20 protein-coding genes are annotated in these 20654 nt (G+C 70.6%); 9 read left to right on the top strand and 11 right to left on the bottom strand.

The genetic code is table 11. From position 1 onward, the window contains the following. The first annotated feature begins 37 nt into the window (after nt 1-37). From ABZY89_RS00075 to ABZY89_RS00085, 3 genes are read left to right on the top strand one after another with little or no spacing between them, the layout of a single operon-like run. On the top strand, nt 38-1216 hold the full coding sequence (locus ABZY89_RS00075) for an acyl-CoA dehydrogenase family protein (RefSeq protein WP_355223632.1): 1179 nt from the start codon (nt 38-40) through the stop codon (nt 1214-1216). Beyond that, on the top strand, nt 1213-2007 hold the full coding sequence (locus ABZY89_RS00080; RefSeq protein ID WP_355223634.1) for an SDR family oxidoreductase: 795 nt from the start codon (nt 1213-1215) through the stop codon (nt 2005-2007). The genes ABZY89_RS00075 and ABZY89_RS00080 overlap by 4 nt, the downstream gene beginning before the upstream one ends. Nucleotides 2008-2022: 15 nt before the next feature. Next, entirely contained in the window at nt 2023-3171 is a 1149-nt protein-coding gene (locus ABZY89_RS00085) for an acetyl-CoA C-acetyltransferase (protein WP_355223636.1), read from the top strand. Here the strand turns inward: ABZY89_RS00085 and yidC are convergent. From yidC to ABZY89_RS00110, 5 genes are read right to left on the bottom strand one after another with little or no spacing between them, the layout of a single operon-like run. After that, on the bottom strand, nt 3155-3988 hold the full coding sequence (gene yidC, locus ABZY89_RS00090; protein WP_355223638.1) for a membrane protein insertase YidC: 834 nt from the start codon (nt 3986-3988) through the stop codon (nt 3155-3157). The two genes, ABZY89_RS00085 and yidC, sit on opposite strands and share 17 nt — an antisense overlap. 57 nt (nt 3989-4045) lie before the next feature. After that, nucleotides 4046-4333 carry a hypothetical protein gene (locus ABZY89_RS00095; protein ID WP_355017352.1) on the bottom strand — a complete coding sequence of 96 codons (288 nt, stop codon included), beginning with the start codon at nt 4331-4333 and terminating at the stop codon, nt 4046-4048. A 35-nt stretch (nt 4334-4368) separates the two neighbouring features. After that, nucleotides 4369-4938 carry a GNAT family N-acetyltransferase gene (locus tag ABZY89_RS00100; protein ID WP_355223640.1) on the bottom strand — a complete coding sequence of 190 codons (570 nt, stop codon included), beginning with the start codon at nt 4936-4938 and terminating at the stop codon, nt 4369-4371. A gap of 16 nt (nt 4939-4954) precedes the next feature. Next, the gene (locus ABZY89_RS00105; protein WP_355223642.1) at nt 4955-6025 is read right to left on the bottom strand and encodes a nitronate monooxygenase; all 1071 of its coding nucleotides are present in this window, start codon (nt 6023-6025) and stop codon (nt 4955-4957) included. After that, nucleotides 6022-6765: an enoyl-CoA hydratase family protein gene (locus ABZY89_RS00110; RefSeq protein WP_355223644.1), complete on the bottom strand. Its 744-nt coding sequence runs from the start codon at nt 6763-6765 to the stop codon at nt 6022-6024. Before ABZY89_RS00110 ends, ABZY89_RS00105 begins: the two co-directional genes overlap by 4 nt. A gap of 81 nt (nt 6766-6846) precedes the next feature. Between ABZY89_RS00110 and ABZY89_RS00115 the strand changes: the two genes are divergently transcribed. Continuing rightward, nucleotides 6847-7728: an SDR family oxidoreductase gene (locus ABZY89_RS00115; RefSeq protein ID WP_355223646.1), complete on the top strand. Its 882-nt coding sequence runs from the start codon at nt 6847-6849 to the stop codon at nt 7726-7728. A gap of 109 nt (nt 7729-7837) precedes the next feature. Here the strand turns inward: ABZY89_RS00115 and bla are convergent, their stop codons facing one another. Next, nucleotides 7838-8716, bottom strand: coding sequence for a class A beta-lactamase (bla, locus tag ABZY89_RS00120; protein WP_355223647.1), 879 nt, complete (start codon nt 8714-8716; stop codon nt 7838-7840). Nucleotides 8717-8797: 81 nt separating this feature from the next. Here bla and ABZY89_RS00125 point away from each other — a divergent pair, with 81 nt between their 5' ends. The 3 genes from ABZY89_RS00125 to ABZY89_RS00135 all read left to right on the top strand — a co-directional run bounded on the left by ABZY89_RS00125 (nt 8798) and on the right by ABZY89_RS00135 (nt 12098). Beyond that, nucleotides 8798-9694 carry a LysR family transcriptional regulator gene (locus ABZY89_RS00125; protein WP_355223649.1) on the top strand — a complete coding sequence of 299 codons (897 nt, stop codon included), beginning with the start codon at nt 8798-8800 and terminating at the stop codon, nt 9692-9694. Then, the gene (locus tag ABZY89_RS00130; RefSeq protein ID WP_355223650.1) at nt 9691-10617 is read left to right on the top strand and encodes a serine hydrolase; all 927 of its coding nucleotides are present in this window, start codon (nt 9691-9693) and stop codon (nt 10615-10617) included. Before ABZY89_RS00125 ends, ABZY89_RS00130 begins: the two co-directional genes overlap by 4 nt. A 182-nt stretch (nt 10618-10799) precedes the next feature. Further along, a complete protein-coding gene (locus tag ABZY89_RS00135) occupies nt 10800-12098 on the top strand; it encodes an MFS transporter (RefSeq protein WP_355223652.1) in 1299 nt (432 codons plus the stop codon). Nucleotides 12099-12119: 21 nt separating this feature from the next. On the opposite strand, the gene ABZY89_RS00140 is transcribed toward ABZY89_RS00135, so the two are convergent. Both ABZY89_RS00140 and ABZY89_RS00145 read right to left on the bottom strand, forming a co-directional pair. After that, complete coding sequence (locus ABZY89_RS00140) at nt 12120-14177, bottom strand: acyltransferase family protein (RefSeq protein WP_355223653.1); 2058 nt, start codon at nt 14175-14177, stop codon at nt 12120-12122. A gap of 45 nt (nt 14178-14222) precedes the next feature. Further along, on the bottom strand, nt 14223-15530 hold the full coding sequence (locus ABZY89_RS00145) for a D-arabinono-1,4-lactone oxidase (protein ID WP_355223654.1): 1308 nt from the start codon (nt 15528-15530) through the stop codon (nt 14223-14225). 127 nt (nt 15531-15657) lie between these two features. Here ABZY89_RS00145 and ABZY89_RS00150 point away from each other — a divergent pair, with 127 nt between their 5' ends. Next, nucleotides 15658-16866, top strand: coding sequence for an amino acid deaminase/aldolase (locus ABZY89_RS00150; protein ID WP_160026280.1), 1209 nt, complete (start codon nt 15658-15660; stop codon nt 16864-16866). Between the two features lie 9 nt (nt 16867-16875). Here ABZY89_RS00150 and ABZY89_RS00155 read toward each other — a convergent pair whose 3' ends face one another. After that, nucleotides 16876-17481 carry a TetR/AcrR family transcriptional regulator gene (locus ABZY89_RS00155; protein WP_355223655.1) on the bottom strand — a complete coding sequence of 202 codons (606 nt, stop codon included), beginning with the start codon at nt 17479-17481 and terminating at the stop codon, nt 16876-16878. Between the two features lie 97 nt (nt 17482-17578). On the opposite strand from ABZY89_RS00155, the gene ABZY89_RS00160 reads away from it, so the two are divergent. Next, nucleotides 17579-18802 carry an alanine racemase gene (locus ABZY89_RS00160; RefSeq protein WP_355223657.1) on the top strand — a complete coding sequence of 408 codons (1224 nt, stop codon included), beginning with the start codon at nt 17579-17581 and terminating at the stop codon, nt 18800-18802. A 4-nt stretch (nt 18803-18806) separates the two neighbouring features. Here the strand turns inward: ABZY89_RS00160 and ABZY89_RS00165 are convergent, their stop codons facing one another. Continuing rightward, nucleotides 18807-19709, bottom strand: a complete 903-nt coding sequence (locus tag ABZY89_RS00165; protein ID WP_355223659.1) for an endonuclease/exonuclease/phosphatase family protein — start codon at nt 19707-19709, stop codon at nt 18807-18809. 81 nt (nt 19710-19790) lie between these two features. Then, nucleotides 19791-20558: a hypothetical protein gene (locus tag ABZY89_RS00170; protein WP_355223660.1), complete on the bottom strand. Its 768-nt coding sequence runs from the start codon at nt 20556-20558 to the stop codon at nt 19791-19793. Nucleotides 20559-20654: the final 96 nt, after the last annotated feature.

The following is a 20654-nucleotide window of genomic DNA, read 5'->3' on the forward strand; positions in this document are numbered from 1 at the left end:
CTACCAAACAAGTGCTTGGTTTGGTAGGTTGTCCGGCATGGACCTGACCTACTCCGCCGAGGACGAGGTGTTCCGTGCCGAGGTGCGCGAGTGGCTGGCCGACAATCTGGTCGGCGAGTGGGCCGCGCTGCGCGGCACCGGCGGGAACGGCCGCGACCACGAGTCGTACGACGGGCGGCTGGCGTGGAACCGCTACCTGGCGTCACACGGGTGGACGTGTCTGGGCTGGCCCGAGGAGCACGGCGGGCGCGGACTGCCGCTGTTCCAGCAGGTGATCTTCCACGAGGAGTACGCCCGGGCCGACGCCCCGGTCCGGATCAACCACCTCGGCGAGGAGCTGCTCGGCCCCACCTTGATCGCCCACGGAACGTCCGCTCAGAAGGAGCGGTTCCTGCCGAAGATCGTGGCCGTGGAGGAGCTGTGGTGCCAGGGCTACTCCGAGCCCGGCGCCGGGTCCGACCTGGCCGGGGTGCGGACCCGCGCGCGGCTGGACGGATCCCAGTGGGTGGTGGACGGGCAGAAGGTCTGGACCTCCAACGCCCACCTGTCCGACTGGTGCTTCGTGGTGTGCCGGACCGAACCCGGGTCGTCGCGCCATCACGGGCTGTCCTATCTGCTGGTCCCGATGGCGCAGCCCGGTGTCGACGTACGCCCGATCGAGCAGCTCACCGGCACCTCCGAGTTCAACGAGGTCTTCTTCGACGGAGCCGTCACCTCGGCCGACATGGTCGTGGGTGAGCCCGGCGACGGCTGGAAGGTCGCCATGGCGACCCTCGGGTTCGAGCGCGGGGTCTCCACGATCGGCCAGCAGGTCGGCTTCGCGCGCGAGCTCGAGACGGTCGAGGAAGCAGCCCGGGCCAACGGCACCATCGATGACCCCGGCATCGCCGCCCGACTCAGCCAGGCCCACGTCGGGCTGGAGGTGCTCCGGCTGCACGCGCTGCGGACCCTCTCTGCGTACGACTCCGGCTCCTCGGGTCCCGAGGCGAGCGTCTCCAAGCTGCTCTGGGCGCGGTGGCACCGCGAGCTCGGCGAGCTGGCGATGGACGTCGTCGGGCTCGCCGGGCTGACCACCGGGGAGGGCTACGCGCTCGACCGGCTGCAGTCGCTCTACCTCTTCTCCCGCGCCGACACGATCTACGGCGGTTCGGACGAGATCCAACGGAACATCATCGCCGAGCGCGTGCTCGGCCTGCCACGAGAGGCCCGCGCATGAAGCCGGAACAGCCAGCCCCCGCGTACGTCCCCGGCCACTCGCTCCTGGACGGACGGGTCGTCGTCGTTACGGCTGCCGCCGGTGCGGGGATCGGGGCGGCGGTGGTGCGGAAGGTGCTCGAGGAGGGTGCGAAGGCGGTCGTCGTCTCCGACACCCACGAGCGCCGGCTCAAGGAGTCGCGCGATGCTCTCGCCGAGGAGTTCGGGGACGACCGGATCACGGCCGTGACCTGCGATGTCACGCAGGAGGACCAGGTCCAGGCGCTGCTCGACGCTGCGGAGCCGTACGGCGGTGTCGACGTGATGATCAACAACGCCGGCCTCGGCGGGACCGCGTCCGTGCTGGAGATGACCGACGAGCAGTGGTCTCGCGTTCTCGACATCACCCTGACCGGGACGTTCCGGTGCGTCCGGGCGGTCGGGCAGCGGTTCGTGGCCGCCGGGAAGCGCGGCGTGATCGTCAACAACGCCTCCGTGATCGGCTGGCGGGCCCAGGAGGGGCAGGCGCACTACGCCGCCGCCAAGGCCGGGGTGATGGCGCTGACCCGATCGGCCGCCGCCGACCTCGCGCCGCACGGGATCCGGGTCAACGCGGTCTCGCCGTCCCTGGCGATGCACCCGTTCCTGGAGAAGGTCACCTCGCCCGAGCTGCTCGTCGAGCTCAAGGGCCGCGAGGCGTTCGGCCGCGCGGCCGAGCCCTGGGAGGTCGCCAACGTCATGGTCTTCCTGGCCAGCGACTACTCGTCCTACATGACCGGCGAGGTCGTCTCCGTCTCCAGCCAGCACGCCTGATCGAGAGGATCACACATGCCTGAGGCTTTCATCGTCGACGCCGTTCGTACGCCTGTCGGCAAGCGAGGGGGCGCGCTGGCCGAGGTCCACCCGGCCGATCTCGGCGCCCACTCGCTCGCCGCGCTCGTGGACCGCACCGGGATCGACCCGGGAGCCGTCGACGACGTGATCATGGGCTGCTGCGACACCATCGGCGGGCAGGCCGGCGACGTCGCACGGACCGCGTGGCTGGTGGCCGGGCTGCCCGACCACGTACCCGGCGTGACCATCGACCGGCAGTGCGGCTCCTCGCAGCAGGCGGTGCACTTCGCGGCTCAGGGCGTGATGTCGGGTACGCAGGATCTGGTCGTCGCTGGTGGGCTGCAGAACATGTCCGCGATCCCGATCTCGGCGGCGATGCTGGTGGGGGCGCAATATGGCTACACCACCCCGTTCGCCGAGTCGCCGGGCTGGGTGAAGCGCTACGGCGACCAGGAGGTCTCCCAGTTCCGCTCCGCCGAGATGATCGCGGAGAAGTGGGACATCTCGCGCGAGGACATGGAGGCGTACGCGCTCGCCTCGCACCAGCGTGCGAAGACCGCGATCGCCGAGGGGCGGTTCGACCGGGAGATCGTGCCGGTCGGTGATTTCGCCGTCGACCAGTGCCCGCGAGAGACCTCACTCGAGAAGATGGCCTCCCTGGAACCGCTCGCTCCCGGAGGACGGATCACCGCGGCCGTCGCGTCGCAGATCTGCGACGCGTCCTCGGCGGTGTTGGTGGCATCGGCGGCGGCCGTACGCACCTTCGGACTGACCCCGCGCGCCCGGATCCATCACCTCTCGGTCCGCGGTGACGACCCGGTCTGGATGCTCACCGGCCCGATCGAAGCCACCCGTCACGCCCTGGCAAAGACGGGTCTGACTGTGGACGACATCGACCTGTTCGAGTGCAACGAGGCCTTCGCGAGCGTCGTCCTGGCGTGGATGAAGGAGCTCGACATCCCGCACGAGAAGGTGAACGTCAACGGCGGCGGCATCGCCCTCGGCCATCCCATCGGCGCCACCGGCACCCGGCTGATGACGACACTCCTCAACGAGCTCGAGCGCACCGGCGGGCGCTACGGCCTGCAGACCATGTGCGAGGGCGGCGGTCAGGCCAACGTCACCATCATCGAGCGGCTGTGAGCACAGCTCGCTTCTCGTGTCGTTTCTCGGCGCGTGCGGCGGCGGGGGAGCCGGGGGTGGGGAACCAGTGGTGGATGACCGCGGCCTGGCCGGCGGTCCACAGGCCGCTGATGACCCAGTAGACCAGCAGGGCGAGGGGGACGCTGCTGCCGGCGAGGAGCATGCCGGCGGCGGAGATGACGGGCATGAGCTCCTGCATCCGCACCATCGACTCGGGCAGGTCGGCGCGCACCATGTTGGGCAGGACCCACAGTCGCTGGCTGAGGTAGCTGACCGCCGCGGCGGTCGCGGCGAGGCCGAGGGTGATGACCAGGTGGGTCGTGTCTCCGGAGAGGTAGCCGTGGCCGGTGAGCGGGGTGCCGAGGAAGGTTGCCGCTCCGAGGGAGGTGACCAGCGAGTCGTTCATCGCGCCGACCGCGTCGTTCCGGCTGACGTCGGAGAGCAGGTGGTAGAGCGCCAGGAAGATCGGCAGCTGGGCGAAGGCGGCGAGCATGGCGAAGCGGGGTACGCCGTGCTCCTCGTTGATCTTGCGCCGCTCCTCCATCATCGCCATCACATCGGCCTGGCTCGGGCTCTTGGACGAGTTCTTCTTGGCGTACTTCTTGGTCAGCGCCTGCAGTTGCGGGCGGGCCCTGGCGGCGGCGTGGGAGTGGCGTACGCCGCGGATCGTGAGCGGCAGAAGGACGAGCCTGACCAGCACCACGACGGCGGCTATGGCCAGGAGCCAGCTGACGTTGGGGCCGACGAACGAGAGGACGTGGTGGGCACCTGCGAGGACGGCGGCGAGGGCATGCGACAGCGGGGCGAGAACGGACATGGGTGTGCTCCTGGGATGGGTGAGTAGGGCTGACGGGCTCGCCGGGTTCGGCGAGTGTCAGGCCTGCTCAGGAGCGCGCGGGCGGCGCGGGGAGCACACCGGGTCGGTGACCCGGGCAGCGAGATGGTGAGGTCCGTCGGATACGTCCGGAGGGACCGTCGAACGGGCCCTGACCAGCGCGAACGCGCTGACGTTGTGGAGCGCTCCGACCGCGACGGCTGCGAGCGCGGTCGAGACGGCGATGGTGAGCAGCGCCTGCTCGGGATCGACGCTCATCAGCGCCGGGAGCATCAGCGTGAAAAGTGCGACGAGCGCGATGCGTACGCGGCTCGTCTCGTTCTTCACGACTCACACTCTACCGATCGAGGTCAACCAAGCCCTCATCTCAGGTCGCGCCGCATCAGCACGCGCGGGTGGCCGGCGAGGACCGACGTGGTGTCGGCGGCCCAGGTGAAGCCCGCGGCCTCGAAGTTCTTGCGGATCCCGGCGTACGCCATCGTCAGGTCGACCTTGGCGCCCTGGTTGTCGAGGGGGTAAGCCTCGACGGCCGGGGCGCCGTGGTCGCGCGCGAAGTCGACGGCACCCTCGATGAGCGTGTGCGAGATGCCCTTGCCGCGATGGCCGGGGCGGACCCGGATGCACCACAGCGACCAGACCGGGAGGTCGTCGACGTGCGGGATCTTGCGGTTGCGGGCGAAGGACGTGTCGGCGCGGGGTGCGATCGCTGCCCACCCGACGGGCTCGTCGCCGTCGTAGGCGAGCACGCCCAGCGGCCCGTCCTCGAGCAGAGTGCGGACATATTCGCCGCGCTCCGGGCCGTGCAGCTCGTTGTTGAGCTTCGACGGGATCCGGTAGCTCAGGCACCAGCACACGCTGGCGTCGGGACGCTTGGGTCCGACGAGAGTGCGTACGTCCTCGAACACCGTCGCCGGGCGAACCTCGATGACCATGGGTCCACCTTGAGGCTCAGGCGCGGGTCGCGTCCAGGTGTTTGAGACGGTCGGTGGCCTGGGCGACGATGCGGTCGACCAGCTCCTCGCAGGTGGGGAGGTCGTCGAGGAGGCCGACGACCTGGCCGCTGGAGAGCATCCCGGCGTTCGTGTCGCCCTCGACGAGGCCGGCGCGGAGCAGCATGGGGGTGTTGGCGGCGAGTACGACCTCGGCCCAGGTGCGGTCGCCGCCGTGGACCATGCTTCGGCCGTCCTTGATCAGGGTGCGCCAGGGGAGGCCGGACATCTCCTTGAACTGCCGGGTGCGCTTGAGCGTGCGCAGCAGCTTCGCGGTGAGGCCCTCCTTCTCGAGCGTGTCGATGAACTCGGTGCGGAGCAGGCGATGCGGCATCCCGTCGGCCTTGGTGGTCACGACGGTGCCGTCGAGGCCGAAGGACAGGTAGCGCCGTCGTACGTCCTCCGGGACGGCCGAGTCGGCGGTGAGCAGGAAGCGGGTGCCCATGCCGATGCCGGCGGCGCCGTAGGCCAGAGCCGCGGCGAGTCCCCGGCCGTCGAAGAAGCCGCCCGCGGCGACGACGGGGATGTCGACGGCGTCCAGGACGCTGGGGAGGAGCAGGGTGGTCGGGACAGCGCCGGTGTGGCCGCCGCCCTCACCGCCTTGGATCATCACCATGTCGGCGCCCCAGCCCGCCACCTTCTTGGCGTGCTTGGCCGCGCCGATCGAGGGCATCACGACGATGTCGTGCTCCTTGAGCTTGCTGATGAGCTCGGGTTTGGGTGCCAGCGCGAAGCTCGCGACCTTGACGCCGTGGTCGATCAGGAGCCGGCAGCGGTCGGGGGCGTCCGAAGCGTCGGCGCGCAGGTTCACGCCGAACGGCTTGTCGGTGCGGCCCTTGACCTCGACGATCGCCTTCTCGAGCTCGTCGAGGGTCATCGTGGCCGAGGCCAGGATGCCGAGCGCGCCCGCGTTGGCGGTGGCGGAGACGAGGCGTGGGCCGGCGACCCAGCCCATGCCGGTCTGGACGATCGGGTGGTCGACCCCGGTCAGCTCGGTCAGCGGCGTACGAAATGTCTGTGCGGTGCTCATCGTCCGTCCTTCACGAAGGCGTCGCGGCGCTCGTCGGCGACGCCGGCGAGGTTGAGCTCGTAGGTGAAGCCCTGCTCGAAGCGGTAGGAGGCGTTCACGTCGACCGGGTCGATGCCGTTGAGTGCGGCCTTGGCCGCGCGGATGACCTGCGGGTCCTTGGCGGCGATCTGTCGCGCGACCTCCAGGGCGGCCTCGTCGAGGTCCTCCCGGGCAACGACCTGGTGGACCGATCCGAGCTCATGGAGGCGCTGGGCGGTGATGGTCTGGGCGGTGAAATAGAGCGTACGCAGCATGTGCTGGGGCACCAGCCGGCTCAGATGGGTGGCGGCGCCGAGGGCTCCGCGGTCGACCTCGGGTACGCCGAAGAAGGCGTCGTCGCTGGCCACGATCGTGTCGGCGTTGCCGACCAGTCCGACGCCTCCGCCGAGGCAGAAGCCGTTGACCGCGGCGATGACCGGGACCGGGCACTCGTAGATCGCCTTGAACGCCGCATAGCAGCCGCGGTTGGCGCCGAGGATGCCCTCGAACCCCTCGATCTGCTGCATCTCCTTGATGTCGACGCCGGCGTTGAAGCCCTTGCCCTCGGCGCGCAGGATCACGACGCGTGCGCCCTCGGCGGCGGCGGTCGTGATCGCCTCGGCGACCTCGAACCAGCCCTTCACCGGGAGCGCATTGACCGGAGGGTGGTTCATCGTCACGACGGCGATCTGCTCGTCGGTGATCTCGGTGGAGATGCCCATGGTCCGTTCCTAACCTAGCGATTGCTTGGTACCCTAGCACTTGCTTGGTTTCTGAACGCAAGACTTGAAAGGGACGCCACCATGGCTCGACTGCTCGAAGGCCGGATCGCGATCGTCACCGGAGCGGGGCGAGGCATCGGCCGGGCGCACGCGCTCGAGCTCGCCCGTCACGGGGCGAAGGTGGTCGTCAACGACTTCGGCGTCTCGCTGGCGGGCGAGGGCACCGGTGAGTCGCCCGCTTCGCAGGTCGTTGACGAGATCGTCTCCGCCGGTGGGGAGGCGGTTGCCAACGCCGCCGATGTCGCGGACTTCGCGGAGGCCGAGGCGATGGTGCGACAGGCCATCGAGACGTACGGCGGGCTGGACATCCTCGTCAACAACGCCGGTTTCGTACGCGACCGGATGCTCGTCAACACCTCCGAGGATGAGTGGGACGCGGTCATCCGGGTACATCTGAAGGGTCACTTCGCGACGCTGCGGCACGCGGGCGCGTACTGGCGGGCCGAGTCGAAGGCCGGCCGGCAGCGGGATGCGCGGGTCATCAACACCTCCTCCGGCGCGGGCCTGCAGGGCTCGATCGGGCAGGGCACCTACTCGGCCGCCAAGGCCGGGATCGCCGGGCTCACCCTGGTCGCCGCAGCCGAGATGGCCCGCTACGGCGTCACTGTCAACGCCATCGCGCCGGTCGCCAAGACCCGGATGACCGAGGGCGCCTTCGACACCTCCGCCATGGCACTGCCCGAGGACAACAGCCCCATCGTCGCCTGGCTCGCCTCCGGGGACGCCCGCGACATCACCGGCCGGGTCATCGAGATCGACGGTCCCACGATCACCGTCGAGAACGGCTGGGCTCACGGTCCCTCCGCCGACGCCGGTGCCCGCTGGGACGCCGCCGACGTCGGTCCTGCCCTTCGCAAGCTCCTCGCGCAGGCGCCTGTGCCGGAGGCGGTGTACGGGGCTTAGTCACACCAGCCCCAGGAATACCCGGTTAACAGGGTATTCCTGCACTTCTCTGGCAATGCAACGCCAGAGAAGTGCAGGTTTCACCGGTTAACCGGGTATCCCAACCGACTCAGCCGAGCTCCCCACACACCGTCGCCGCGATGTCCGCGAGCGGGACGTCGAGCGGGGCGGCGGTGGGGTCGTCGGAGCGGGTGAGGGCGGCGATGACGATCGGGGCGCCGTCGGGGGTCCAGGTGACACCGACGTCGTTCCGCGACGCGTAGTCACCACCGCCGGTCTTGTCGGCGAGCCGCCAGCCGGCCGGAATCCCGGCGCCGAACCTCGTGACGGTGGACTGGTTGGCCAGCATCCAGGTGAGCAGCTGGTCCCGGTCAGCGCGGTCCAGGGCGTCGCCGAGCACCAGCTTGGTGTAGGTCTTCGCGATCGCACGGGGCGAGGTGGTGTCGCGCGGGTCGCCCGGGATCGCGCTGTTGAGGTCGGGCTCCCAGCGGTCCAGTCGGGTCACGGTGTCGCCGACCGATCGGGCGAACCTGGTGATGCCGGAGGGGCCGCCGATGAGGTGGAGCAGCTCGTTGGCGGCGGTGTTGTCGGAGCGCGTCATCGTCGCCTCGGCGAGCTGCGCGACGGTCAGGCCGTTGCGCATCGTGAGCGAGGTGACAGGTGAGTTGGCGACGACGTCGGCCGCCTCCCAGGTCAGACGCTGCTGGAGCGTACGCGCGGGATGATCGCGCAGGATCGAGGCTGCGAGCAGGGTCTTGAAGGTCGACAGCATCGGGAAGCGCTCGTCGGCACGGTGCTCGATGACACGGCCGGTCCGCATGTTCTTGGCCCAGACGCCGAGGTGACGCTGGTGCTTCTGCTCGAGTGCGGCGATCGAGGGGCTGTCGGTGGCGTACGCCACCGAGCTGCTGACTCCGGTCGCGGCGACGGCGACCGCGGTGGCGGCTCCGCCCAGGATGGCGCGGCGGCTGAGGATCGGTGTGGTCATGCCGAGCATCGTGAGGCTGCCGCGGCGAGCGCGTCCAAGGACGATCCGGCATGGACGTATGCATCGCCGACATGGGACGAGGTGGGGCCGATCAGCCATCCTGTACGCGTGGACCTACTGCTTCACCTGCGCGGCTTCGCCGCCGTCGCGGACGAGATGAGCGTCTCCGAGGCCGCCTTCGAGCTGGGTGTCGACCAGCCGCTCCTCAGCCGCCGTCTTCGTGCTCTCGAGCGGGAGCTCGGGGTGGAGCTGCTCGACCGCACCCGCCGCCAGATCGCGCTCACCCCGGCCGGCACGGCGCTGCTGCCGCGAGCCAGGCACCTGCTCGACCAGGCCGACCATCTGCTGCGGAGCATCCGCCGGCACGACCGGGAGAGCTTCGTGGTCGCGGTGCCGTCCGGCTGCGACCCCGCGCCGCTCGCGCGGCTGGTCGCGCTGCTGGAGGCCGAAGGCGTCGACGTACGCCTCGCGAGCGACGGCGACCACGACGAGACGCCGGAGTCGGCCGCCTGGACGGTCGAGGCGTGCGACCCTGACGCGGCCACGTGGCTCACCCCGCTGGGCGCGGCCACCGCTCCCGGGACCACCGAAGGGCCGGTGTCGCTGAGCTCGCTGCGACCACGCCGAGGCGGAGAACGTACGCAGGTGCTGGCCCTCCCACGAGACCTGGACGATCCTGCGGGCCGGCTGCGACGGCTCGCAGACCGGGCCGGCATCGGCCCCGCCACCCTGCGCCGCGCCCCGCACCAGCTCGCGGTGGCCGAGACCATGGCGGGGCGCGCGAGCCTGGTCTGCGCACGGCATGAGGCGGTGACGTACGGACTGAGCTGGTCGCCCTTCGTCGACCAGGTGGCACGCGGCCACCGGCTGGTCGAGCAACCACCGCCCCCCGGACCGTTGGCAGCCGGTCCTGTGCGAGAGCAGGCGCTCGCCCTGCTCGGTGCCTGCGTCGGCGCACCCGAGGAAGGGCGCGGATGAGCCCGCTCGTCGGCAGCGACCGGCGCCTGATCGACCTCGCCGAGGCGACCGCCGAGCGCTTCCGGGAGCTCCAGGTCCGGGTCGCGTTCCTCGCCCGCGACATCGACACCGGCCACGAGGTCGGGGTCGGCGTCGACCGGCCGATGCCGCTGGCGTCGGTGGCGAAGGTCCCGCTGGCGCTGGTAGTGGCGGACCGGATCGCCCGCGGCGAGATCGACGGTGGCGCGATGGTGACGCTGACCGCGGCGGAGCGGAGCTACGGGCCGTACGGCATCTCGGCGTTCACCCACGACGCGACCTGTTCGGTCACCGACCTGATGCTGATGATGCTCGGCCTCAGCGACAACGCCGCCGCCGACGCGCTCTTCGACCTGGTCTCGCCCCGGGAGGTCGACGAGCAGCTCGCCGAGTGGGGCGTGGAGGGGTTGCGGGTGCGGCACCGGATGCAGCCGATGTACGACTACGCCACCCGCGTCGCCGGCCACGACTTCGCCCTCGCCACCCAGCTCGCGGTCGAGGGCCGTCGGCCGGGTGGCCGGCACGTCATCGACTCACTGGACGTCGGCCGCGCCACGATCGGATCGCCGCGCGCCTGCGTCGGCCTGCTCGAGCGCATCTGGCGCGACGAGGTCGCCAAGCCCGAGGCGACCGAGCTGGTGCGGCGGCTGATGGGCAAGCAGGTCTTCACCCATCGGATCGCTGCCGACCTGCGCGCCGACGACATCGAGCTCGCCGGCAAGACCGGCGGGTTCCTCACCCTGCGGCACGAGATCGCCGTGGTCACCCATCCCGCCGGCCGCGTCGCGATCGCGGTGCTCACCGACTCCGACCGCACCGCCCGGATCCAGAACGACGTCGATCTCGCCATCGCCGCCACCGCCCGCGACGCCGTCGAAGCCCTCGCCTCCCGCCGCCTCACCTGAGCCGAGGCGTCGCCTACGTCGGCCGAGACGTCACGTATGCAGGTCGAGACGTCACCCCCGTCGGCCCACCCGGCACGCCGATGCCACCTCGGCCGACGCGCCTGACGTCTCGGCCCACCCGGGGTGCCGTCTCGGCAGAAAACCAGTCGGCAACCACCCGGTCGCGGTGGTGGAATTGGCCGGTGCCCCTGCCCGGTTTCATCAGCAACCTCATCCCGCCGACACCGTTGTCGCGGCGGTTGGCGACGCAGTCGCTGCTCTTCGCGGCGGGGGACGGGACGTTCAACACCGCAGCGGCGTTCTACCTCGTCGCGTTCGTCGGCCTGAGCCCGGCGCAGATCGGTGTCGGCTTGACGGTCGCGGGGATCGCGTCGTTCCTCACCGCCTACCCGATGGGCCGGCTGGCCGACTTCATCGGACCGAAGCGGATCTGGGCGATCAGCGCGCTGATCAGCGCGTTGATGTTCGCGACGATGCCGTTCATCCACGGTTTCTGGGCCTACCTCGCGGTCATCGTCGTTTTCGAGGTGGTCAACAACGCGGGCGGCGCCGGCCGGAATGCGTACGTCCTGGATGTCCTGCCCGACAAGGAGCGGGTCGCGACCCAGGCGTTCATGTACTCCAGCCTCAATCTCGGCTTCACGATCGGCGCACTGATCGCCGGTATCGCGCTCGCGCTGGACACCGACACGGTCCTCAAGTGGGGCGTACCGTTCTTCGCGCTGGCCATTGGGATCGCCAACTCCGTCTGGATCACCCGGCTACCGCGGGCGCCCCATGACGAGCGCCGCGCGGCCGGCGTGGTCACCGAGAAGCTGCCCGGCCCGGGCGCGCTGCGCAACGTCGGCTGGCTCCTGGTGACCACCTTCACCGGCACGCTGTGGTCCAACCAGGTGCTGCTGCACACCGTGATCCCGCTGTGGCTGGTCGAATACACCGACTCCCCGCGCTGGCTGCTGGCCTGGCTCTTCGCGACCAACACGGTGCTGTGCATCATCCTCCCGGCCTACACGTCCAAGGGCGTGCGCAACGTCCGCGACGCGTTGCGCCGGGTGTGGTGGAGCAGCGCGTTCTTCGTCGCCGCCTGCGCGATCACGCTGGTCACACACGACACCCGCGGGTTCCTCACGATCTTCCTGGTCTGGCTCGGCCACGTCGCCGTGACCGGCGCGGAGCTGGCCATCGGCTCCGCCTCGTGGGCCTTCCAGGCCGAGCTCATGGACCCCGAACGACGGGGCGAGTACGAAGGCGTCGCCGGCATCGGCCGCCAGCTCGGCGGCGCCTGGGCCCCGGCACTGTTCACCTTCCTCGCCATGGGATGGCACCCCGACTTCTACAGCGGCGCCGGCTGGTTCGTGATCGGCGCCATCGTCGTCGCCGCTGCCGCCGCCATGGGGCCGTCGACGAGGATGGCCGTACGTTTCAAGCAGACCCATTTCCCGCACGAGGACGAGCCCGAGCCGGAGCCGGCGGCCGCCTAGCTCGACACGATCAGCGCACGATCAGCGCAGGATCGTCGCGATCCGGTCGCCGAGGTAGGGGGCCAGGGTCGCGGCGTAGAGCGGCGAGATGTGGAAGCCGTCCTGGTAGACCTGCAGGTTGCCGACGACGGGGGAGCAGGTGTCGGCCTCGCAGAAGTAGTCGGTGAGGTCGACGTGATGGGCGTTCGGGGTCAGGCGAACCGCGCCGGCGCTGCCGTCGTCGCGTACGACGCGGTCCCGAGCCCGAGAGCAGGTCGATCCCGCCGCGAGGCCGGCGTCGTCGATGCACGGCTGGACGACGCGGGCGAACCGGGTGGTGCTGCCTTCGAAGATCGGGCTGTCCCGGATCGCGATGACGGGCACGGCCGGGTCCGGCCGGCTCGCCCATGCCTCCGCGAGACCGTGGGTGAGCGCCTCGCCGGGCGTCTCGTCACCGACGGCCTCGACCGAGACCTGGCTGGAGTGGATCACGACGTACGCATCGATCCCTCGTTCCTCGGAGAGATAGGTCGCGAGCCGCGACTTCCACTGCCGGCACAGCTCGACGGTGGTCCGGGGAGTGCCGACGCGATCGCGCGCGTTCCAGTGGCAGCCGGCGCGGCTGGCGACGTCGATGCGCCACCCGCGCCGCTCCGCGATCTCGCGGTAGGCGGGGACGAGCTGGTGGTTGTGCGAGTCGCCGATCGCGAGCAGCCGCCGCGTGTAGCCGCGAGCGGGCCCGAGCGTGCACACCTCGAGCCGCACCGGCCGCTCCTTGTTGGACCAGCAGCCCGACCCGTCGGGTGCCTGGTAGCCGAGGCTGGCGTCGAGCAGCCGGTCCGGGCCCTCGCAGCCGGCGGTCGCGGCGTCCATGGCCGCGGCGCCGATGCAGCCGGCGTACTTCTCCGCAGCGGCGACGGCGGCCGCCCTGGCCGCGGCGTCCTGGCGCTCGACCGCGGTCGCGCCGGCCATCGTCGTGCCCACGACGAGCGCGAGCACGATCGGGATGGTCACGAGCCGACCGACCCCGGCGCTGTGCGGTCCTATGGGTGGCCCGAGGCGGGTGACCGGCACCTCGACGAACCGGTGCGTGAGCCAGGCCAGGACCACCGAGGCCGAGAGCACGACCACCGCCGCGAGGAGCGTGGTCCGGGTCGCGTACGTCCAGCTCAGCCACGCCACCAGCAGCGGCCAGTGCCACAGATAGAGCGGGAAGGAGATGTCCGCGACGAACCGCAGCGGCCTCACCGCGAGGAGCCGCTGCGGCCCCCAACGGGCCACAGACCCAGAGCCGACCACCACCAGCAGCGCCCCGCCGACCGGCCACAGTGCCCACGGTCCGGGGAAGAGCGCGGCACCGTCGAGCACGAACCCCGAGCTCGCGACGAGCAGCAGCCCGATCCAGGCGAGCATCGGGCGCGCGGCCCCCGGCGGGCGGAGACGGTCGAGCCCGAGCGCGAGCATCGCGCCGACGCCGAGTTCCCAGAAGCGTGCCCCGGTGTGGAAGTAGGCCACCTGCTGGTCGGCGATCCCGAGCCGCCACGCGAAGACGAACGAGGCGACCGTCGCCACCGCCACCACGATCGCCAGGGCGAGCCGCAGCCGGGTCCGCGCCACCCGCCAGATCCCCAGCACCACCAGCGGCCAGACCAGCAGGAACTGTCCCTGCACCGCCAGCGACCAGAAGTGCTGCAGCGGGCTCGCGCTCGGCCCGGCCGCCCCGTAGGCGAGCTGCGAACGGATCATCTCCCAGTTCAGGACGTACGCCGCCGAGGCAGCGATCTCCCGCAACGTCGCGCTCCACATCGACCGCGGCATGACCGTCACCATCAGCACCGCCGTCCCGGCGAGCACGACCAGCGTGGGAGCCGAGAGCCGCAGGAACGTACGTCCGTAGTGGTCGGCGAGCCTAAGCTCGGACGACGCGACCCGGCGGACGAGCGACCGGGTCACCAGGAACCCGGTCAGCGCCAGGAAGACGTCGACGCCGCCGGAGACCCGGCCGTTGCCGAACAGGTGGAAGACCACCACGAGCGCCAGCGCCAGCCCCCGTAGCCCGTGGATCTCAGCGATGCGCGGCGGTCGGGGAGGCTGCGGCATCGGGTCACGCTAAGGGTCGCCGGTGACCCCCGGGAGAAGTGCAGGTTAAGAGCCGAGGATCTGCTCGAGGTGGGGGTTGCCGAAGGTGCGCGACGGGTCGAGCTTGTCGCGGAGCGCGACGAAGTCGCCGAACCGCGGATAGCGTTCGCCCAGGTCAGCGGCGGTGAGGGTGTGCATCTTCCCCCAGTGCGGGCGGCCGCCGGCCTCGCCGGCGATGCGCTCGAAGGTCGCGAAGTACTCCTCGCGCCAGGGCGAGGAGGGCGCCGTGTGGATGGCGATGTAGACGTTCTCGCGCTCGAACCCGGTGGACAGCGGGATGTCGTCGGCGCCCGCCACCCGGACCTCGACCGGGAAGGAGATGTTCCACGACGAGGCCTCGACCGCACGGTCCAGCTCGGCGAGGACCTCCATGCCGACGGCACGTGGGACGGCGTACTCGCTCTCCACGAACCGCACCTTCCGCTGCGAGGTGAAGACGCGGTAGGAGATGTCGGTGAACTCGCGCGGCGAGAGGGCGGAGGCGGCGAAGCGGGCCAGCGGCTTCACCAGGCCCGGGACCCGAAGACCGAGACCGACGGTCGCGCCGAAGGCCTGGTTGGAGAGGAGCTCGTCGTCGAACCAGCCCCGGACCCGGCCCACCGGCGCCAGCGGAGTCTCCGGCAGCGGCAGCCGGGTGTTGTGCTTGGTCAGGACCCGGGTCGTGTGCGGGAACCAGTAGAACTCGAAGTGGTCCGTGCCGGAGGCGTGCTCGTCGAACGATGCCATCACCTCGGCGAGCTCGCCGTTGCCCTCACGTGCGCGCAATGCGAAGAGAGGCTCGGACTGGAGGGTGACCTCGACGATGATCCCGAGCGCGCCGAGTCCCACGCGGGCGAGCTCGAATACCTCGGGATTCTCTTCGGCCGAGCAGGCGATCACGGAGCCGTCGGCGAGGAGCAGCCGGAGGCCGCGTACCTGGGTCGCCAGGCCGCCGAAACGCGCTCCCGTGCCGTGGGTGCCGGTCGAGATCGCCCCGGAGATCGACTGCTCCTCGATGTCACCGAGGTTGGTCATCGACAGACCGAGCGCCTCGAGCGTGCGGTTGAGGACCTTGAGGCGGGTGCCGCCGCGTACCGTCACCAGACCGGTCGTCGAGTCCGCCCGAACGATCCCCGAGAGACGATCCAGGCTGACCTGGACGTCGACCGGCGACCCGATCGCGGTGAACGAGTGCCCCGCGCCGATCGGCCTGATCCTCCGCCCGGCCTCCGCCGCGGCCACGACGACCGCCGAGAGCTCTGCCTCGTCGCGAGGCACCACGACCTCGACTGCGCCCGCGTGCTGGTTGCCTGCCCAGTTCTGCCACTGACTCACGCGGGAAAGGGTGTCGCCTCGGAGGCGTCCGGTCAACGGCTGCGCCGACATCGATCGGCCCGCGCGGTGGCACAGTTGGTCACCTCCCGTTGACGGGAGCGCCGCGTGGGGCATAGACACTTGCGTCGTGGTCACGACTTCCCACCATCTCTCCGCCCAGCAGCACGAACGGCTCGACCGGGCGACCGCCCGTCTCGACGGACCCGTCGGGGCGGTGGACCTCGCGGCGTTCGACGCCAACGCCGACGATCTCGTGCGCCGGGCCGCCGGCACCCCGATCCGAGTGGCCAGCAAGTCCGTACGCTGCCGGGCGCTGATCGACCGGGTTCTCGCCCGCGAGGGATACGAGGGGATCCTGGCCTTCACGCTGTTCGAGGCGCTGTGGCTGGCCGAGACGCACTACGACGTCGTGGTCGGCTACCCGACCGCCGACCGGGCGGCGCTCGCCACCCTCGCGAAGGACGAGGAGAAGCTCGCCCGGGTCACCCTGATGGTCGACAGTGCCGAGGGGTTGTCGCTGGTCAAGGCCGCGATCGGCACCCCGGCCGCCCCCGTACGCGTGGCCATCGACCTCGACGCCGCGCTGGTGATCGCGCGCCGCATCTGGCTCGGTGCCCGCCGCTCGCCGGTCCGCACCCCGGAGGACGCCGTCGCCCTCGCCCGGATCGTCGCCGACGACCCGGACTTCCAGCTGGTCGGGTTGATGGCCTACGAGGGCCAGGTCGCCGGCACCGTCGACCGACCGCTCAGTGGCAACCCGCCCGCAGCCGTCATCAGGAGGATGAAGAAGGCCTCCATCGCCGAGATCACCGAGCGCCGCGGGAAGATCGTCGCTGCCGTACGCTCCCTGGCCGACCTCGAGTTCGTCAACGGTGGCGGCACGGGCTCGATCGAGTCCACCCATGCCGACCCCTCAGTGACCGAGATCGCGGCGGGTTCCGGGCTCTACGGGCCGACTCTCTTCGACCGATACGACGGCTTCACGCCCCACCCCGCGGCGTACTTCGGGCTGAGCGTGGTCCGCCGCCCCGCGCCCGGCATCGTCACCGTCGCCGGTGGTGGCTGGATCGCCTCGGGCCCGCCCGGACTCGACCGCGTCCCCAGCCCGACCTACCCCTTCGGCCTGGAGTACGTCGGCACCGAAGGCGCCGGGGAGGTCCAGACGCCGCTGCGTGGGCATGCCGCCGACCAGCTCGCGATCGGTGACAAGGTCTGGTTCCGGCACGCGAAAGCGGGCGAGGTCTGCGAGCGGCTCGACACGCTCCAGCTGATCGAGGGTGACTCGATCATCACCGTCGCGCCGACCTATCGGGGCGAGGGCCAAACCTTCCTGTGACCTGCTGGGTCACTCGCCCAGCAGCTGACACCAGCTCTCGGTGACGAGCTCGCACATGCGGTCGTGCTCCACACCCCACAACCCGTCCGCCCAGCGCTGGAACAGATAGTCGAGCTGGCCGACCGCCAGGGCGCCGCGCAGCCGCCGGCTGTCGGCGTCGAACCGGTCCGCCTTGTCCAGACCCGTGCTGACGTCCTCGATCGTCTCATCCGTCCAGGCATCGACGATGCGGGTGAGATCGGGATCGACGGCCTGGGCGGCCCGGGCGATCGTGACGATCGGACGCACCGCCGGCCATCGAGCTATGGCCTGCCGGATCCAGGCGCCGAGCTGCTCGCGGGTGCCGGCCGCCACCGCGTCGGCGAGGCCGCCGAGCGAGCTGCCCTGTGGGGAGCGGAGCTGGACCAGCTCGTCCTCGAGGCGCTCGGCGATCAGGGCCTTGATGACCTCGGACTTCGAGGGGAAGTAGGCATAGAACGTCACCCGGGTGGTGCCTGCCGCCGAGGCGATCTCATCGATCGTCGTGGCCGCGTAGCCGCTCGCGACGAACCGGTCCATCGCCGCGTCCAGCAGGAGCTGACGAGTCATCGCCCTCTGAGCTGCACGGCTGGCCATGGCGTCACGATAAGCGACGCCGGTACCTCCCTGGGGATTTCCAAGTTTTCTAGAAACCCGGTGCCCGGCAGATCGGCCGTCGGTAGGTTCTGTCCCGATGGATGATCAAGTGACCTGGGCGGACAAGGGCTTCTGGGAGCCGGGAGAAGCCGTCGATCTCACCACGTACGCAGCCTCCGGCCACAACCTCTTCGACGGCTCGTTCACCTGGCCGGTGATGGTGCTCAAGAAGAGCGCGCTGGAGCACAACATCGCAACCCTCGCGGGCTTCGCGGAGGAGCACGGCCTGCTGCTCGCCCCGCACGGCAAGACCACGATGGCGCCGTCGCTCTACCAGCGACAGCTCGACGCCGGCGCGTGGGCGATCACGGTCGCCTCACCCAACCAGGCCCTGGTCGCCCGCCATGCCGGCGTACGCAGAGTCCTCGTCGCCAACGAGATCCTCGACCACAGCGCGCTGAGCTGGGTGGCCTCCGAGCGTGCGGCCGACCCGGAGTTCCTCCACCTGCACTGGGTCGACTCGGTCGAGGGCGTCGAGGCGGCGGCCGAGGCGTCGGCCCTGGTCGGCGTCGAGGACCGGCCGCTGGCCGTGCTGATCGACCTGGGCTTCCCGGGCGGGCGCACCGGCTGTCGCTCCGTCCAGGAGGCTGTCGAGCTCGCGCGGGTGGTCGACTCCACGCCGGGCGTACTCCTGGCGGGGGTCGCCGGCTACGAGGGTGGGCTGCGGACGGCAGAGGAAGTCGGCGACTACTTCGACCGTCTCAAGGACCTCGCCTCGAGCCTCTACACCAAGGGCCTGATCGCCGCCGACGCCATCGTCTCCGCAGGTGGCAGCGCCTTCTTCGACGTCCTCGCCGAGCGCTGGTCCGCGGGCTGGCCGGACGGGATGACGCCTCGCAAGGTGCTGCGCAGCGGGACGTACGTCACCCACGACCACGGTCTCTACGCCGACGAGACGCCCTACAACCGCATCGAGGGCACCCTGGACCCGGCCATCGAGGTGTGGGCCCAGGTCGTCTCGGCCCCGGAGGAGGGGCTGGTCAGCGTCGGCATGGGCAGGCGGGATGCGCCCTTCGACCACGGCCTCCCCGTCCCGCTCGCGGTGCGGCGCAACGGCTTCGGCGGCGCGGAGCCGCTCGAGGGCACCGTCGAGAAGCTGGCCGACCAGCACGCCTTCCTGCGCACCGACGCCGGGCTGCGGCCGGGCGACCTGGTCAGCTTCGGGATCTCGCACCCGTGCACGGCGTTCGACAAGTGGCGGCTGATCCCGGTCGTCGATCTCGACTACACCGTGACCGACCTGGTCCGGACGTACTTCTGAGGGCTCAGGCGATGTCGGAGAGCCGCAGCCTGACCTGGTAGAACGCGCCGTGGTCGGTGGCGCGACGGGCCGACGGGCCGGAGTAGACCTGGTAGCGGTCGGGCCGCAGCGACGGGCTGAGGAAGGCCTGGTCGATCGGCGCCCGGCGCGCGCCGGCGCACTTCTCGTGCGTCGCGAGCGGACTCACCAGACCGGTCCCGGGCGAGGTCAGGTCGCACAGGATGTCGTTGCGCTGGTTGAAGTCGCCGGCCACGACCATCGGCACCTCGGCGCGCGCGACCACGTCCTTGACGATCCGGGCGTTCAGGTCGCGCCACTTCTTCTGCCCGGGGGCGGACGGGAGGCTCGCCGGGAAGTGCACGGGCACGACCCCGACGCGCTGCCCCGAGGAACGCTCCTCCAGCACGACCACCGGCGCGCTGACCTGGGCGCCGTGGCGGTAGTACATGGTGACCGTGTCCTTGCTGACCAGCCGGAAGACCGAGCGGCGGTAGAAGACCGCGTCGTCGGTGGCATCGGGCGTGGAGACGAGGCCGAACTCACGACCGAACGACTCGAAGGCCTCCCGCTGCGGCGTCTCCACCTCGGCGAGCACGCCGAAGTCGATGACCGTACGCCGCAGGTGACCCACGACGATCCGCATCCGCGGCACGCCGTCGAGCCGGCCGGCAGCAGCACCTCCGGGCGCGGTGTGGTGGTCGGCCCAGGCGTTGAGCCAGGCGAAGCGCTGGAAGCCGGGTTGCACCGGTCCGGCCTGGGCCACCTTGACGGTCGGACCGGCAGAGGCGGTCGTCGGGATCAGGAAGCTCAAGGCGGCGGCGATGACGCCGCACAGCGCGACCGCGGGCACGACGGCCCGCCATCGGTGGTCGAGCTTGGCGAGACCGTCCGAGGCAGTGGGGGACACGCCTACCGACGGTATGAGTCCGCCGTGTGCGCTGAACCAAACGCTTTCGAATACTCGGAAACCTCGGGTGAACTCCGGCGCCTACAGGTCCATGAAGATCAGGGCGCCCGCGATGTCGGCGGTGCCGTAGTGGAGGTAGTCGTCGACGGTCGACTCCGGGACGCCCTTCTGCGCGGTCACGAAGCCGACGACGACCGCCTTGGAGGAGTCCTTGGCGACCCACTTCCCGATCACGTCGTCGGCGATGAGGCTGCCGGTGGGCAGGTCGAAGTCGGTCTCCTTGACCGACTCCGCGGCCGCCGTAGCCTCCGCCTCGCTGTCGAAGACGTAGATCACCCGGAGCATCCGCAGCTTGCCGCCCTCGGCGTCGTGGATCCCCATCGCGGCATAGCCGCAGCCCTTCTTCTCCAGGGCCGCCGACGCGATCGGCCCGCAGTCCGGATAGTCCTGGGAAGCCACGTACGTCGCGTTCATGCTCACGTCGCCGAGCTTGAACCTCCAGTCACCCTCGAACAGATCCGCGGCCAGCCCGCCCGGGGCAGGGGCGGTCGCCGACGTGCTCGGTGTGGCCGTCACCGTCAGCGGCCCCGGCTTGCCCGTCGGGTCCTCCTCGCCGCGGAGAAGGACGAGGGCGGACGTGATGATCACGCCGATCACCAACACCCCCGCGATCGCCCCGAGCCCGATGACGATGGGCCACGGGTTGTGCGGCTTCTCCGGCGGCGGTGGCCCTCCGGCGGTGAACGAATTTTCGTTCGGCGGCCAGGCGGGCTGCGTCCCAGGCTGGAGGTCCGGCGCAGGAGGCATCGCGCCGTACCCGTCCGGCGGTGGTGGTGTCGGCGTAGTCATCGGGCCCCCTGGCCGAGTAAAGATTCACGTAGGAGAAACGTTCCCACGCGGTTCCACGATTCTCTCGTACGCCCCCCAAACACCTATCTGTCGCGA

Source organism: Nocardioides sp. NPDC006303 (assembly GCF_040613175.1).
Classification (GTDB): Bacteria; Actinomycetota; Actinomycetes; order Propionibacteriales; family Nocardioidaceae; genus Nocardioides.